Source organism: Klebsiella quasipneumoniae subsp. quasipneumoniae, assembly GCF_020525925.1.
Taxonomy (GTDB): Bacteria; Pseudomonadota; Gammaproteobacteria; order Enterobacterales; family Enterobacteriaceae; genus Klebsiella; species Klebsiella quasipneumoniae.
The window spans coordinates 1,666,289-1,682,231 of the sequence record NZ_CP084876.1 but is presented as its reverse complement, the minus strand read 5'-3'; the positions used below and the strand labels follow the sequence as shown (position 1 = coordinate 1,682,231).

General features: G+C 60.8%; 13 protein-coding genes and 1 riboswitch. Of the genes, 6 read left to right on the top strand and 7 right to left on the bottom strand.

Annotated elements, in window-relative coordinates; translation table 11 throughout:
* The first annotated feature begins 1 nt into the window (after position 1).
* The 5 genes from mdtD to yegS all read left to right on the top strand — a co-directional run bounded on the left by mdtD (position 2) and on the right by yegS (position 6,450).
* The gene (gene mdtD / locus LGM20_RS08195) at positions 2-1,417 is read left to right on the top strand and encodes an MFS transporter (protein ID WP_023290395.1); all 1,416 of its coding nucleotides are present in this window, start codon (positions 2-4) and stop codon (positions 1,415-1,417) included.
* Positions 1,414-2,910, top strand: coding sequence for an envelope stress sensor histidine kinase BaeS (gene baeS, locus LGM20_RS08190; protein WP_044524172.1), 1,497 nt, complete (start codon positions 1,414-1,416; stop codon positions 2,908-2,910). The genes mdtD and baeS overlap by 4 nt, the downstream gene beginning before the upstream one ends.
* Positions 2,907-3,629: an envelope stress response regulator BaeR gene (gene baeR / locus LGM20_RS08185; protein ID WP_023290397.1), complete on the top strand. Its 723-nt coding sequence runs from the start codon at positions 2,907-2,909 to the stop codon at positions 3,627-3,629. Before baeS ends, baeR begins: the two co-directional genes overlap by 4 nt.
* Before the next feature lie 320 nt (positions 3,630-3,949).
* On the top strand, positions 3,950-5,311 hold the full coding sequence (trhP, locus tag LGM20_RS08180; protein WP_032428934.1) for a prephenate-dependent tRNA uridine(34) hydroxylase TrhP: 1,362 nt from the start codon (positions 3,950-3,952) through the stop codon (positions 5,309-5,311).
* 242 nt (positions 5,312-5,553) lie between these two features.
* Positions 5,554-6,450: a lipid kinase YegS gene (gene yegS / locus LGM20_RS08175; protein ID WP_023290399.1), complete on the top strand. Its 897-nt coding sequence runs from the start codon at positions 5,554-5,556 to the stop codon at positions 6,448-6,450.
* A gap of 263 nt (positions 6,451-6,713) precedes the next feature.
* Here yegS and LGM20_RS08170 read toward each other — a convergent pair whose 3' ends face one another.
* The 4 genes from LGM20_RS08170 to dalD form a co-directional block, all read right to left on the bottom strand.
* The gene (locus LGM20_RS08170; protein WP_044524173.1) at positions 6,714-7,376 is read right to left on the bottom strand and encodes an HAD family hydrolase; all 663 of its coding nucleotides are present in this window, start codon (positions 7,374-7,376) and stop codon (positions 6,714-6,716) included.
* 48 nt (positions 7,377-7,424) lie between these two features.
* The gene (gene dalT / locus LGM20_RS08165; protein ID WP_032453479.1) at positions 7,425-8,702 is read right to left on the bottom strand and encodes a D-arabinitol transporter; all 1,278 of its coding nucleotides are present in this window, start codon (positions 8,700-8,702) and stop codon (positions 7,425-7,427) included.
* A gap of 69 nt (positions 8,703-8,771) precedes the next feature.
* Entirely contained in the window at positions 8,772-10,235 is a 1,464-nt protein-coding gene (xylB, locus tag LGM20_RS08160; RefSeq protein ID WP_044524175.1) for a xylulokinase, read from the bottom strand.
* A gap of 9 nt (positions 10,236-10,244) precedes the next feature.
* On the bottom strand, positions 10,245-11,612 hold the full coding sequence (gene dalD / locus LGM20_RS08155; RefSeq protein ID WP_044524177.1) for a D-arabinitol 4-dehydrogenase: 1,368 nt from the start codon (positions 11,610-11,612) through the stop codon (positions 10,245-10,247).
* A 206-nt stretch (positions 11,613-11,818) separates the two neighbouring features.
* Between dalD and LGM20_RS08150 the strand changes: the two genes are divergently transcribed.
* A complete protein-coding gene (locus LGM20_RS08150; protein ID WP_044524179.1) occupies positions 11,819-12,760 on the top strand; it encodes a sugar-binding transcriptional regulator in 942 nt (313 codons plus the stop codon).
* A gap of 81 nt (positions 12,761-12,841) precedes the next feature.
* On the opposite strand, the gene fbaB is transcribed toward LGM20_RS08150, so the two are convergent.
* From fbaB to thiM, 3 genes are all read right to left on the bottom strand, one after another.
* Complete coding sequence (gene fbaB, locus LGM20_RS08145) at positions 12,842-13,894, bottom strand: class I fructose-bisphosphate aldolase (RefSeq protein WP_004201578.1); 1,053 nt, start codon at positions 13,892-13,894, stop codon at positions 12,842-12,844.
* A gap of 147 nt (positions 13,895-14,041) precedes the next feature.
* Positions 14,042-14,842: a bifunctional hydroxymethylpyrimidine kinase/phosphomethylpyrimidine kinase gene (gene thiD, locus LGM20_RS08140; protein WP_009307429.1), complete on the bottom strand. Its 801-nt coding sequence runs from the start codon at positions 14,840-14,842 to the stop codon at positions 14,042-14,044.
* A complete protein-coding gene (gene thiM, locus LGM20_RS08135; protein WP_044524185.1) occupies positions 14,839-15,612 on the bottom strand; it encodes a hydroxyethylthiazole kinase in 774 nt (257 codons plus the stop codon). The genes thiD and thiM overlap by 4 nt, the downstream gene beginning before the upstream one ends.
* A gap of 34 nt (positions 15,613-15,646) precedes the next feature.
* Positions 15,647-15,744, bottom strand: a riboswitch (TPP riboswitch).
* Between the last annotated feature and the right edge of the window lie 199 nt (positions 15,745-15,943).

The following is a 15,943-nucleotide window of genomic DNA, read 5'->3' as shown; positions in this document are numbered from 1 at the left end:
GATGACAGACCTCCCGGCCAGCGTGCGCTGGCAGCTATGGATAGTGGCGTTCGGCTTCTTTATGCAGTCGCTGGACACCACCATCGTCAACACCGCCCTCCCCTCGATGGCCAAAAGCCTCGGGGAGAGTCCGCTGCATATGCATATGATCATCGTCTCCTATGTCCTGACGGTGGCGGTGATGCTCCCGGCCAGCGGCTGGCTGGCCGACCGGGTCGGGGTGCGCAATATTTTCTTTACCGCCATCGTGCTGTTTACCGCCGGATCGCTGTTTTGCGCCCAGGCCAGCACCCTCGACCAGCTGGTGATGGCCCGGGTGCTGCAGGGGGTCGGCGGCGCAATGATGGTGCCGGTCGGCCGCCTGACGGTGATGAAGATCGTCCCGCGCGATCAGTACATGGCGGCGATGACCTTCGTTACTCTGCCGGGGCAGGTCGGCCCCCTGCTCGGCCCGGCGCTGGGCGGGGTGCTGGTGGAGTACGCCTCCTGGCACTGGATCTTCCTTATTAACATCCCGGTGGGGATCGTCGGGGCCATCGCCACCCTCTGCCTGATGCCCAACTACACCATGCAGACCCGGCGCTTCGATCTCGCCGGCTTTGTGCTGCTGGCGGCCGGGATGGCGACCCTGACCCTGGCCCTGGACGGCCAGAAAGGGCTCGGCATATCGACACGCTGGCTGGCGGGACTGGTGGCCATCGGCCTCGCCGCCCTGCTGCTGTACCTTTGGCATGCCCGCGGTAACGCCCGGGCGCTGTTCAGCCTTAACCTGTTTCGCAACCGCACCTTCTCCCTTGGCCTCGGCGGCAGCTTCGCCGGGCGCATCGGCAGCGGCATGCTGCCGTTTATGACCCCGGTGTTTCTGCAGATCGGCCTCGGCTTTAGCCCCTTCCACGCCGGGCTGATGATGATCCCGATGGTGCTCGGCAGCATGGGGATGAAGCGGATCGTGGTCCAGGTGGTCAACCGCTTCGGCTATCGTCGGGTGCTGGTCGCCAGCACTCTGGGCCTGGCGGCGGTCAGCCTGCTGTTTATGTTTAGCGCCCTGGCGGGCTGGTATTATGTGCTGCCGCTGATCCTGTTTCTGCAGGGGATGATCAACGCCAGCCGCTTCTCCTCGATGAATACCCTGACCCTGAAAGATCTCCCCGACGATCTGGCCAGCAGCGGCAACAGTCTGCTGTCGATGGTGATGCAGTTGTCGATGAGTATTGGCGTGACCATCGCCGGGCTGCTGCTGGGGCTGTACGGCCAGCAGCATCTGAGCCTCGACGCCGCCGGCACCCATCAGGTCTTTCTCTATACCTATCTGAGCATGGCGGCGATCATCGCCCTGCCAGCGCTCATCTTTTCCCGGGTACCGGATGACGTCGGCAGTAATACCGTCATTCGTCGACGCAACAGGAGTGGATCGTGAAATTTTGGCGCCCGGGCATTACCGGTAAGCTGTTCCTCGCTATTTTCGCCACCTGCATCGTGCTGCTGATCAGCATGCACTGGGCGGTGCGCATCAGTTTCGAACGCGGGTTTATCGATTACATCAAGCGCGGCAATGAGCAGCGGTTAACCATGCTCAGCGACGCGCTGAGCGAGCAGTATGCCCAGCACGGCAGCTGGGCGTTTCTGCGCAACAACGACCGCTTTATCTTCCAGCTGCTGCGCACCTTCGAACGGGATAATGACGACCGCTCGCCGCCGGGGCACGCCATGAAGCCGGGGGCGATGGACGCGCCGGACGCCGCTCCGGACGGGCCGCCGCCGGATGGCCCCCCTGACGGCCCGCGCCCGAGGCCGGAAATGCCGCCCCACGGCTGGCGCACCATGTTCTGGGTGGTCGATCAGTCTGGCCGCGTGCTGGTGGGCCCCCGCGAGCGCGTGCCAGAGGACGGCAGCCAGCGCAGCATTATGGTCAACGGCGTGGAGGTAGGCAGAGTGATCGCCTCGCCGGTGGAAAGGCTAACCCGCAATACCGACATTAACTTCGACCGGCAGCAGAAGCGCACCAGCTGGCTGATCGTTGCCCTTGCCACCCTGCTTGCCGCGCTGGCCACCTTCCCGCTGGCCCGCGGCCTGCTGGCGCCGGTGAAGCGGCTGGTGGAAGGCACCCATAAGCTGGCGGCGGGCGACTTTTCCACCCGCGTGACGGTGACCGGCGGCGATGAGCTCGGCCGCCTGGCGCAGGATTTTAACCAGCTCGCCAGCACCCTGGAGCGCAACCAGCAGATGCGTCGCGATCTGATGGCCGACATCTCCCATGAACTGCGTACCCCGCTGGCGGTGCTGCGCGGCGAACTGGAGGCGATTCAGGACGGGGTCCGGCGCTTCACTCCTGAGTCCATTCCCTCCCTGCAGGCCGAGGTCGCCACCCTCACCAAGCTGGTGGACGACCTTCACCAGCTGTCGATGTCCGATGAGGGCGCGCTGGCCTACCAGAAAACCTCGCTGGATATCATCACCCTGCTGGAGGTGGCCGCAGGCGCGTTTCGCGAGCGCTTCGCCGGCCGGCAGCTGAGCATTCAGGTGTCGCTCCCGGAGCAGGCGATGATCTTCGGCGACCGCGACCGCCTGATGCAGCTCTTCAACAATCTGCTGGAGAACAGCCTGCGCTATACCGACAGCGGCGGCAGCCTGCACATTACCGCCCGCCGCAGCGGACGGATGCTGGTGATCGACTTCGCCGACAGCGCCCCCGGGGTCAGCGATGAGCAGCTGGCCCGCCTGTGCGAACGCTTTTATCGGGCGGAAGGATCGCGCAACCGCGCCAGCGGCGGCTCTGGCCTCGGGCTGGCGATTTGCCTCAATATCGTAGCGGCCCACGGCGGCGCCCTGCGCGCCGACCATTCGCCTTTTGGCGGGGTTAGCATTAAAGTTGAGTTACCTCTGGAACATGATTTACCGAGAGACGTATGACTGAATTGCCTGTAGATGAAAACACCCCGCGCATTCTGATCGTGGAAGATGAACCCAAGCTCGGCCAGCTGCTGATTGATTATCTGCAGGCCGCCGGCTATGCGCCTACGCTGATTAACCATGGCGATAAGGTCCTGCCCTACGTTCGGCAGACCCCGCCGGATCTAATCCTGCTGGATCTGATGCTGCCCGGCACCGACGGCCTGACGCTGTGCCGGGAAATCCGCCGCTTCTCCGACGTTCCGGTGGTGATGGTGACGGCGAAAATCGAAGAGATCGACCGCCTGCTGGGGCTGGAGATCGGCGCCGACGACTATATCTGCAAGCCCTACAGCCCGCGGGAAGTGGTCGCCCGGGTGAAAACCATTCTCCGCCGCTGCAAGCCGCAGCGCGACCTGCAGGCGCTGGACGCCCAGAGCCCGCTGATTGTCGACGAGGGGCGTTTTCAGGCCTCGTGGCGCGACAAGCTGCTGGACCTCACCCCCGCCGAGTTCCGGCTGCTGAAAACCCTCTCCCAGGAGCCAGGGAAGGTCTTCTCCCGCGAACAGTTGCTCAACCATCTGTATGACGACTATCGGGTAGTGACCGACCGCACCATCGACAGCCACATCAAGAACCTGCGGCGCAAGCTGGAGGCGCTGGACGCCGAACAGTCGTTTATCCGCGCCGTATACGGGGTTGGCTACCGCTGGGAAGCGGACGCCTGCCGGCTGGCGTAGTTAGCCTTTTCCCGGCTCGCGCTGCGCTTAGCCGGGCTACACGTTCACCGCCGTCTGCAATCCGTAGCCCGGGTAAGGCGTTTACGCCGCAACCCGGGGGAATTCCATAGAGCCTATCCCCCCAGGCGTTATTAGTGCTGTCAGTATGAGCACTGCCCAGGTTCAAAATGGCAAACAAATTAGCCATGCTGAAAGATACCCAACTGATATTTACTCCCCTTCGCCGCGGCGCTACAATGCCCGCCCTTAATGTGGGGACACTCCCCCAACTCGCCGCACCGGGTGCGGCGAATCTGACCTGTCATCAGAACGAGAACACCATGTTTAAACCAGAACTCCTTTCCCCGGCGGGAACGCTGAAGAATATGCGTTACGCTTTCGCCTATGGCGCCGATGCCGTTTATGCCGGCCAGCCGCGCTACTCGCTGCGCGTGCGTAACAACGAATTCAATCACGAAAATCTGCAGCTCGGCATCAATGAAGCCCACGCGCTGGGTAAAAAATTCTATGTGGTGGTCAACATCGCCCCGCATAACGCCAAGCTGAAAACGTTTATTCGCGATCTGAAGCCGGTGGTGGAGATGGGGCCGGACGCGCTGATCATGTCCGACCCGGGTTTAATCATGCTGGTGCGGGAAAACTTTCCGGATATGCCGATCCATCTTTCGGTGCAGGCCAACGCCGTCAACTGGGCGACGGTCAAATTCTGGCAGCAGATGGGGCTGACCCGCGTGATCCTGTCGCGTGAACTGTCGCTGGATGAAATCGAAGAAATTCGCCGCCAGGTGCCGGAGATGGAAATTGAGATTTTCGTCCACGGCGCGCTGTGCATGGCCTACTCCGGCCGCTGCCTGCTCTCCGGGTATATCAACAAACGCGACCCGAACCAGGGAACCTGCACCAACGCCTGCCGCTGGGAATATAACGTGGCGGAAGGCAAAGAGGACGACGTCGGCAACATCGTCCACAAATATGAGCCGATCCCGGTGCAGACCGTGGAGCCAACCCTCGGCATCGGCGCGCCGACCGATAAAGTCTTTATGATCGAGGAAGCCAAACGCCCGGGCGAGTACATGACCGCCTTCGAGGACGAGCACGGCACCTACATCATGAACTCGAAAGATCTGCGGGCTATCGCCCACGTTGAGCGTCTGACCCAGATGGGCGTTCACTCGCTGAAGATCGAAGGCCGCACCAAATCCTTCTATTACTGCGCGCGCACCGCACAGGTTTACCGCAAGGCAATCGACGACGCTGCCGCCGGCAAACCGTTCGATACCAGCTTGCTGGAAACGCTGGAAGGGCTGGCCCATCGCGGGTACACCGAAGGCTTCCTGCGCCGCCATACCCATGACGATTATCAGAACTACGAGTACGGCTACTCCCTCTCCGAGCGCCAGCAGTTTGTCGGCGAATTCACCGGGGAGCGTAACGGCCCGCTGGCGGCTGTGGCGGTCAAAAATAAGTTCAGCGTTGGCGACAGTCTGGAACTGATGACCCCGCAGGGTAACGTCAACTTCACCCTCGAGCAGATGGAAAATGGCAAAGGCGAAGCCATGCCGGTGGCCCCGGGCGACGGCTATACCGTATGGTTGCCTGTGCCGGATGACCTGCCCCTGCAGTATGCGCTGCTGATGCGCAACTTTACTGGTCAGACAACCAGAAATCCGCACGGTAACTAGTTAATTTGCGTTATTTTTTCACGATGTAAGGATATTAGAATCGGATCACATACCGTTTCGATCGAAACAGGTATCATCCATTTCGCTGAAAAACATAACCCATAAATGCTAGTTGTACCAGGAACCACCTCCTTAGCCTGCGTAATCTCCCTTACGCGGGCTTATTTTTTTGTCTCTCCTCCGGCCTTCGCTGGCGTCATGCGGTACACTTTATGCAACATTGAGCAATAAAGGTTCCCTTGATGATGTCTACGTTTACTGCCAGCTTACTGATCCTTAACGGCAAAGGTGCCAATGAACCGCAGCTACGCGAGGCGGTTAACCTGTTGCGTGACGAAGGGATCGATATTCACGTCCGCGTCACCTGGGAAAAGGGCGATGCCGTACGGTTTATCGATGAAGCCCTGCAGCTGAACGTTGAAACGGTGATCGCCGGCGGCGGCGACGGCACCATTAATGAAGTGGCGACGGCGCTGGTGGAGCGCGGCAGCAGGATGGCGCTGGGGATTTTACCGCTGGGCACGGCCAACGACTTCGCCACCAGCGTCGGTATTCCGCAGGATCTGGCCAGCGCCCTGAAGCTGGCGATCGTCGGCCGCGATGTGCCGATAGATATCGCCCGGGTTAATGATAAGACCGGCTTTATTAATATGGCGACCGGCGGGTTCGGCACCCGGATCACCACCGAAACGCCGGAAAAACTCAAAGCCGCGCTCGGCGGTGTCTCTTATTTAATCCACGGCCTGATGCGCATGGATACCCTGAAGCCGGACCGCTGCGAGATCCGCGGGGAGAACTTTCACTGGCAGGGCGATGCGCTGGTCATCGGCATCGGCAACGGCCGCCAGGCGGGCGGCGGCCAGCAGCTGTGTCCGGAGGCGTTGATTAACGACGGCCTGCTGCATCTGCGCATTTTCACCGGCGAAGAGCTGATCCCTGCCCTCTTCAGCACCCTGGCGAATCCGGAAAACTCGCCGAATATTGTCGACGGCGTCTCCTCGTGGTTTGAGATCACCGCCCCCCATGAGATGACGTTTAACCTCGACGGCGAACCGCTGACCGGCAAAACTTTCCGCATGGAGCTGTTACCGGCAGCCCTGCGCTGCCGGCTGCCGCCCGACTGCCCGCTGTTGCGCTGAGGCGGACAGGCGCCCATCGCCCGGCGGCGCTGCGCTTGCCGGGCCTGCGGTCCGCGGCTCTCATGCAGCACGGACAAGCGCCGCGCCATCCGGTAAGTCTATGTAGGCCGGGTCAGGCGTCAGCCGCCACCCGGCAAAACACCGGTTCGGCGCAGCCCCCTGCCCCTCTCCCGCGGATAAAAGCTATAAATGGGGCGTGAGCGCAGAGAAGAGATTAACCGACCAGCTACACCCCGGGAATGTCTGCGCCCACTAATGGTTACTTAAAACGCCGCCTCTGGCTCGGCGGTAAGCGCTTCCAGCAGTTCAGGTAAGGTTTGATAGCGGCCCACGGCGGCCTGAAAACGCGCGTGCTGGCTATCTTCGGCAACCACCACCGTAGGAATACCCGCGGCCTGAGCCGCGCAAAAGCCGTTGAAGCTGTCTTCGATCACCAGGCACCGGCTGGCGTCGAGATTAAGCTTATCCAACGTCGTCAGATACACCGCCGGATGCGGCTTGCCACGTGGTTCATCATCCGCGCTGGAGATCACGTCAAAAAAGTGCCACAGCGAGAGCTTGTTCAGCACGGCGGCGATAACCTGCCGGGACGAGGAGGTGGCGAGGGCAATGTTATAGCCGGCATGGCGAAAATAGCGTAACGCCTCATGCACCCCGCGCATCGGCTCGCCTTCGGCGGCGATCAGGCCGGTGATGCGCTGCAATATGGCGTCTTCCAGCAGCGACGGGGCAAGGTTAAGCTGAAAATAGCGGCACCAGGTGCCGGCGATCTCATCGAGGCGCTTGCCTTTGGTCAGGGTTTCACACTCAGCCACGCTCGCCGTTGCCCCCCACTGCGCGAGGGCGTCGATTTGCGCCTGCCGCCACAGGCTTTCGGAATCAATAATCACGCCATCCATGTCAAAAATCACTGCCTGAATACTCATCATTCACCTCATTAAGGCTGGCATGCCTGGCACGCCAGCCGCATCACCTTAAGAGAACTCCACCTGCTCGCTGGCCGGCGCTTCCTTGTGGGAAAATCCAGGCTGCTCGACGCGGATAAACGCACAGAGGAAAAAGGCCACCACGTACAATGCGGTATAGGCGATGACGACCCCAATGGTGCTGAAGAACGGCAGCAGCACCACGGCGATCGCCGGTGCGAGAAAGTTCGACATCCCCGCCGACAGGTTATACACCGAAATCGCCGCGCCTTTGTGCTTCGGCTCCAGCGCCGGGAACACGGCGGCCAGCGGCACGAAGGCGGCGACAAAGATCCCCAGGGCGATGGCCGGGATCAGCGCCATCGCAAAGCTGTGGCCAAAGTGCTGAGGGATGTAGTAAAACGCCAGGCTGGAGAGCGCCATCCCGATGCAGCCAAACCAGCGCACCACCTTCATCCAGCCCAGTTTTTCGCCCAGAATGCCCCACAGCACGTTAGAGAAAATGGTGGTAAAGAAGAAGACCGCCCACACCTGGAGCCATTCCGAGGTGCTAAAGCCCAGCTCATCGACGAACATCATCGGCATAATCACCGCAAAGCCGAAAAGCGAGAGCGTATTGATAATTCGCACCATGCTCGACAGCAGAATATTGCGGTTGGTATAGAGCAGCGTCGCGGCGCGGCCCAGCTCGGCAAACTTCTCGCGGGTGGTCAGGTTCTGCATATGCTGCGGCGTTTTAATATGGCGCAGGGAAGCTAGCGCAATCACGCCCCCGGTAACGCAGAAGGCCAGCGCCAGCCACAGGGTGCCCATTTCGCCAATGTGCGGAATGGTGAAACTCGGAATATAGCTGCCGAAGACGCCGATGCCGATGGAATAGACCGCCCAGAACCAGCCGATGGCCGAGCTGGCGTTGTCGCTTTTGACGTTATGGACAATCGCCACGATAAACGAGTAAAGGAATAGCGGATACGCGAAGCCGCGAATGCCGTAGAAAACCAGGATCAGCGCATAGTTGGCGTGACCGAGGCCGAAAACGAGGAACAGCACGTGGAATACGCACCACAGCACGAAGCCAATCATCATGGTTTTCAGCGGCGTAATAATTTCCGCCACCACGCCGGAAATCCACGCCGACAGCGCGGCGGCCAGGCCATAGAGGGTAAAGGCAAAGGAGGCCTCCGCCGGGGAGAATCCGAGCGCTTTGATATAGTGCGAGAGAAAGGCTAATTCAAAACCGTCGCCGGTCATAAATACGGCAATGGCGATGTATCCCCAGAGCAGGTTCAGGGGTAAACCGAGCCACTGTTTATTATTGATAGACATAATGACCTCGTTTTCAGGGTACAGGAGGCCGCTCCGGTCAGTTCACCGGAGCGGTTATGTTGATAAAAATTAATGCTGCCGATAATGCAGATCGTTTAAATACAGGGCTTTAAACTGCGCGTAGCGTTGCATCAGGGTGTGGTGGCGAACGGGATCCGCACGCCAGGTCTGCCAGACTTCCGGTTTTTCACATACCGCGGCAACCGGTTTGCCCGCCGCCAGGCAGGCCAGCCGCGCCGCGCCCAGCGCGCCGCCGGTCTCTCCGCCTTTGTGGGTCACCACCGGCATAGCGAGAATATCGGCCAGCAGCTGGGCCCAGAACGGACTGCGGGCGCCCCCGCCCACCAGCGAGCACTGCGCGATCGGCGTCCCGCTCTCTTTCAATACCTGCAGGCCGTCGTTGATGCCAAAGCTCACCCCCTCCAGCACCGCGTAGCCGAGCTGGGCGCGCAGGCTGGAGTGGGTCATACCCCAGAACATGCCGCGAGCGTCAGGATCGTTATGCGGGGTACGTTCCCCGGAGAGATAGGGCAGGAAGAACGGCGCGTTGGCTTTCTCCTCCTCGCTTAGCTCGGCAATCTCCGCCAGCAGCGCCACCTCCGTGGTGCCGGTCAGGCGGCAGAACCACTGCAAACAGCTGGCGGCGCTGAGCATCACGCTCATCTGATGCCACAGGTTCGGCAGAACGTGACAAAACGCATGGACCGCCGACTGCGGCGCCGGACGATAGGCGTCGGTTACCACAAACAGCACCCCTGAGGTACCGAGAGAAATAAACGCGTCCCCCGGTGAAACCGCCCCGACGCCAATGGCGCTGACCGCGTTATCGCCGCCGCCCCCGGCCACCACCACCGAGGCGTTCAGCCCCCAGCGTTCGGCCACCTGCGGGTCAAGGGTGGCGGAAACCTCGCAGCCTTCCACCAGCGTCGGCATCTGGCTGCGCGACAGACCGCACTTGTCCAGCAGCGCATCGGACCAGTCGCGCTTCGCCACGTCCAGCCACAGCGTCCCGGCGGCGTCCGACATATCGGAGACTTTCTTCCCGGTCATCCGGTAGCGCAGATAATCCTTCGGCAGCAGCACCGTGGCGGTGCGCTGAAAGTTTTGCGGCTCGTGACGACGCACCCACAGCAGCTTCGGCGCGGTAAAGCCGGGCATCGCCAGGTTGCCCGCCACCTGATGCAGCTCCGGCGCCATCTCCTCCAGCTCAGCGCACTCTGCGGCGCAGCGGGTGTCATTCCACAGAATGGCCGGACGGATCGTCTCCCCCTTTTCATCCAGCAACACCGCGCCGTGCATCTGTCCGGAGAGGCCAATCGCCTTGACGGCCGGCCAGTGCTGGGTGCATTTTTCCCGCAGCGTGGCCATCAGATACTCCGTCGCCTCCCACCATAACTCCGGCGACTGTTCTGACCAGTGCGGATGAGGCCGCTGAATGCTCAGCGGCGCGCTATGGCTGGCGATAACCTGATTGTTCTCATCAATGACCAGCGCTTTGACTTCCGATGTGCCAAGATCAATACCCAGATACATAGCCACCTCTTATTTAATCAGCGTGTAAACGGCGGCGACTTTCTCGCGCATCAGCGCCAGGAAATCCGCGTTGTCGGCCAGGTCACCAAACAGGGCTTTATCGCGGGCGAAGACAGCCAGCGGATCCTGAGCCTCATACATCTCATGCACCGCCTGCTCATCCAGGATGCCGTCCTGGTACTGATACGGCAGGGTTCCCTTATGCCACTGCTCCATAAAGACGAAGAACAGCGCCGGCAGCATGGCGGTCGCTTCCGGGCGGACGCCGCGCTGATAGCACTCCTGCAGGGTTGGGGCGATCATCGCCGGAATTTTCGAGAAACCGTCGGCGGCGACGCGCTGGTTGGTGTCCTGGATATGCGGGTTGGTAAAGCGCTTGAGCACCACATCGCGGTAGGTCGGCAAATCAATGCCGTTATCGCCCAGGCATGGGATCACATCTTCCGTGACGTAGCGGTCGGCAATGGCGTAGATAACATCGGTGAGCGTGCTTTCGTGAATATACTGCTGGCCGATTAAGGTCCCCGCCCACGCAATGCAGCTGTGCGACGCGTTCAGGATGCGGATTTTCGCCTCTTCATACGGGATAACCGACTCGACCATCTCCACGCCGACCGCTTCCAGGTTCGGGCGGGCATCGCGGAAATTGTTCTCCACCACCCACTGGATAAAGGTCTCGCCCATGACCGGCGCCTTATCGTCAATGCCGGTTTGCGCTTTGATACGGGCCGGCAGATCGGCCGCCGGGCGCGGGGTGATGCGGTCCACCATGGTGTTCGGACAGGTGGTATTGGCCGCCATCCAGTCAATCACCGCCTGTTTGCCGGTAAGTTGCAGGAACTCCACCATCCCGTCGTGGAAGCGCTCGCCGTTATGACGCACGTTGTCGCAGTTGAGCAGGGTCAGCGGCCCGGCGTTGTCCGCCATGCGCTTTTCCAGAATTCGCGCGAGGGTGCCGTAAATGGTTTTGCATTCGCCTTTCAGGTCAGCCTGCAGATCGGGGTTGCTGGTTTCCAGCTGATGGCGGGTATTCAGGTAGTACCCCCCTTCCGTCACGGTAAAGGCGATAACTTTGGTTTGCGGGTTGGCCCCTTCGTTAATCAGCGGCTGCAGCCCGGCCTGCCACGGCAGCAGTTTCTGAATTGAGGTGATCTCTTCATATTCACGCTCCCCTTCCGGGCTGACGGTCTCCAGGACGTAACGTCCGTCCTGCGCCGCCAGCGCCTGCACCACCTGCTCGGCGTCATTGCGAATATTGCCCGCCGCGATGCGCCAGCGCTTATCGCCGGAAGCGATCAGACGGTGCAGATACCACGCCTGATGCGCGCGATGAAAAGAACCCAGACCGATATGAAGCCATGTGAATTGATTGTTCATGTTCTGCTCTCCTTGAGTGGATGGCGCCACTGTAATTGATCATTTGACCAAAATAAGATCCACGGATCACAAAAGAGCAATTACCCAATTAAATTACAAATGACCAGAAAAGAGCAAAAGCTTGCCAGTTATGGCAACCACGGCGAGAATGCGGATATTCGCCGGGCCAATTGCGTGCCCTGGCCAGCAACTTAGGGCGGGAAACCATGAGTAAAGAAGACGATATCCGGTTGGATCAGAAGGTGCGTGCCGCATGGATGTACTACATCGCCGGCCAGAATCAAAGCGAGATCGCCAGCCAGTTGGGCACCTCCAGACCGGTGGTGCAACGGCTGATCGCCGCCGCGAAAGAAGAAGGGATTGTGTCGATTAATCTGCACCATCCGGTGGCGAACTGCCTCGATTATGCGCAGTTGTTGCAGGAAAAGTACCGGCTTATCGAATGCAATGTGGTCCCCGCCTTTAGCGAAGAGAGTACCCTCGACAGCGTATCGTTTGGTTGCTATCAGCTGATGGCTCGCTATCTGCAGGATGATAAAGAGAAAATCATCGGCCTGGGCTCGGGACTGACCCTGAAAAAAGCGCTGCAGCGCATCGATTTCGACAGCCTGAATACCCGCTGCGTGGCGCTGATCAGCGCCATGGACGCCGACGGGCAGTGCAACTATTACGATGACGTGCCCCTGCTGCTCACCCGCAAAATTAAGGCCAAGTACTATCAGTGGCCTGCGCCGCGCTACGCCCAGACCGCGGATGAGTATGAGATGTGGTGCACCAATCGCTTATTCCGCAGCGTCTCTGGCGTCGCCCGGGAGGCGGACGTCATTTTTGTCGGCATTGGTCCGCTGGGCACGCAAAGTCCCATCTTTAAAGACGGCTTTATCAATCAGGCGCAGATGGATGAGGTGACCGCCCGCGGCGGCATCGGGGAGATCCTCGGGCGGTTTATCGATGCAGAAGGCGAGGTGGTAGACAGCGAGATCAACCGCATGATCACCAGCTATGATATCCGCCAGAACCACTGCCCGCGGATTGCCGCGGCCTGTGGAGAATACAAACGACCGGCGATCCTGGCCGCCCTTAAAGGCGGCTGGATCAACGGTCTGGTGACCGATGAACATACCGCGCGCTGGCTGCTGACGCGCTAACGGCGCGGACTGAGGACACATACAAAACGGTAACCCCGGTGCGCGTCGCGCCACCGGGGAACCCAACGATACTGGTGCTTATCAGGCGATAGTCACTTTCCCGTCGAGATAGACATCCTGTACGGCATTGATCAGCTTCACGCCGTCGGCCATCGATTTCTTAAACGCTTTGCGGCCAAGGATCAGCCCCATGCCGCCGGCGCGTTTATTGATCACCGCCGTGCGCACCGCGTCGGCAAGGTCGGTCTCCCCGCCCGCCGCACCGCCGGAGTTAATCAGCCCGGCGCGGCCCATGTAGCAGTTGGCCAGCTGGTAGCGCACCAGATCGATGGGGTTATCGCTGGTCAGTTTGCTGTACACCCGGTCGTCGGTATAGCCGAAGTTAACCGCTTTGTAGCCGCCGTTATTCTCCGCCATCTTTTGCTTGACGATATCGGCGCCGATGGTGGCCGCCAGGTGGTTGGCCTGACCGGTCAGGTCAGCGGAAACATGGTAGTCGACACCGTCTTTCTTGAATGCCGAATTGCGCAGATAGGCCCACAGCACGGTGACCAGGCCCAGCTCATGGGCCCGCTCAAAGGCCGCGGAGATCTCTTCTATCTGACGACGCGATTGTTCCGAGCCGAAATAGATCGTCGCGCCCACGGCCACCGCCCCCATATTGAACGCCTGCTCAACGCTGGCGTAGAGGGTCTGGTCGTACTCGGTGGGGTAGCTCAGCGTTTCGTTATGGTTGAGCTTCACCAGGAAAGGAATACGATGCGCGTAACGGCGCGACACCGAGGCCAGCACGCCGTAGGTCGACGCCACGCAGTTACAGCCGGCTTCGATCGCCAGCTCGACGATATTTTTCGGATCAAAGTACAGCGGGTTGGCGGCGAAGGAGGCCCCCGCCGAGTGCTCCACGCCCTGGTCGACCGGCAGAATGGACAGGTAGCCGGTCCCCCCCAGTCGTCCGGTGTTGTACAGGGTTTGCATATTGCGTAGCACCGCCGGCGGCCGGTTGTTATCCACCATCACCCGATCAACATAATCTGCGCCAGGCAGATACAGCTGGTCGGCCGGAATGGTTATACAACGGTGCTGCAAAAGGCTCTCGGCATCTTTGCCCAGCAACTGCGTAATATCAGTCATAGCAATCTCCCGTAAGGTCGGCCGGAGCCGGCATGCATTATCCCAACCCAATTATTTTGGGCAGGTTAAGCCTGGTACCGACTTAGCCTATTTTCCAGCCGGGAGGGCATTTTTTCAGGAGATTCTGCTGTCCCGTTACGCTGCCATTTACCACCAGGCATGGAAATGGTGCACCGGCCCGATGCCGTGGCCCACCTCCAGGGAGTCGGCCTGCGCCAGGGCCGCCGACAGCCAGGCCTTGGCCTCGGTAACGGTGGCCGCCCAGTCGGCGTGACGCGGACGCAGCGCCGCCAGCGCCGCCGAGAGCGTGCAGCCGGTGCCGTGCGTGTTTTTGGTCTGTACTCGCGGCGCGGTAAATCGCTGTTCCCCTTCGCGGGTGAAGAGCCAGTCCGGGCTCTCGGCATCGTCGAGATGGCCGCCCTTCATCAATACCGCGCCGCAGCCCAGCGCCAGCAGCGCCCGCCCCTGCTCCAGCATTTCGCGCTCGTTGCGCGCATGGGGTGCATCAAGCAGGGCGGCCGCTTCCGGCAGGTTCGGGGTGATCAGCGACACCTGCGGCAACAATCGTTGACGCAGGGTCTCCACCGCCGAGGCCGACAGCAGCGGATCGCCGCTTTTCGCCAGCATGACGGTATCCAGCACCACGTTGGCCACCCGGTAGCGCGCCAGCCGCTCGGCCACGGCTTCCACAATATCGGTTTCCGCCAGCATGCCGATTTTGGTGGTATCGATGCGCACATCGCTGAACACCGAATCAAGCTGCGCCGCCACAAAGTCCGGTTCAATACGATAGACCGACTGCACGCCGCGGGTATTCTGCGCCACCAGGGCGGTGATCGCCGAGCAGCCGTAGGCCCCCAGCGCGGAGAAGGTTTTCAGATCGGCCTGGATACCGGCCCCGCCGCTGGGATCGGTGCCGGCGATGGTCAGAGCATTGATGCGTTTCATGCGCGCACCTCCTGATACAGCGCGTCGAGAAACGCCGGAACAAAGCTCCCGGGCCCCCCGTGACGGGCGGCGATTTCCCCGGCCTGTTTCATGAGCCCGCAGGCGGCGGCCACGTTTTCCAGCCGGTCTCCCGGCAGCGCCGCGCTCGCCGCCACCACCGCCGACAGCGCGCAGCCGGTGCCCACCACCCGGGTCATCAGCGCACTGCCGCCCGCCACGCTGAGCACCTGCTCGCCGTCGGTGACGTAATCCACCTCACCGGTGACCGCCACGACAGTGGTCAACTGACGAGCCAGCGCCTGGGCCGCCGGCAGCGCCGCGGCGGCCGTATCGGTGGTATCCACCCCGCGCCCGCCGGCGCTCATCCCGGCCAGCGCCAGAATTTCGGAGGCATTCCCGCGAATGGCCGCCGGCTGGAAGGCCAGCAGCGCGTGACAAAAGGCCGTGCGCACGGTCAGGGCGCCGACCGCCACCGGATCCAGCGTCCAGGGCTTGCCGGCCTGGCGGGCCTGCTCCACTGCAGCACGCATGGCCACTGCGCGATCTTCGGTCAGGGTGCCGACGTTGATTAACAGCGCATCGGCGATGGCGGCGAACTGCGCCGCTTCGCGGGGATCGATCACCATCGCCGGCGAGGCGCCGACGGCCAGCAGGACATTGGCGGTAAAGGTCTGCACCACGTCATTGGTCATGCAGTGCACAAGGGGGGAATGGGCGCGCAGCAGATGGCGCAGGTGCGCGACAGGCGCGGGATTCAACAGCTCAGGCATGGTTTGCTCCCGCCAGACGAGGTAGAAGCAATGACCCTGCGGTCTCTGACTTCCCTACGCTGGCATTATCCAGATCAGGTGGTACGGGTATTTCTCAGCCTTCAACGAAGAAGGGCACCCCGAGTCATAAAAGCGGTACAACATTTTCCTGAAGCAGGATATGAAATGTGGCGGTGTAACACAAGCTGACCGGCTTTTTTCCCCGTCCGCCAGCTAATACAAAAGGCGTAATTTCTGATTAAAAATATGTTTTTTGCAAGCAAAACTGGATGAATGTAAATGTGTGGTTATATTTAAAAAATCTGTAACAAACAGTCACCTGCGTTAAATC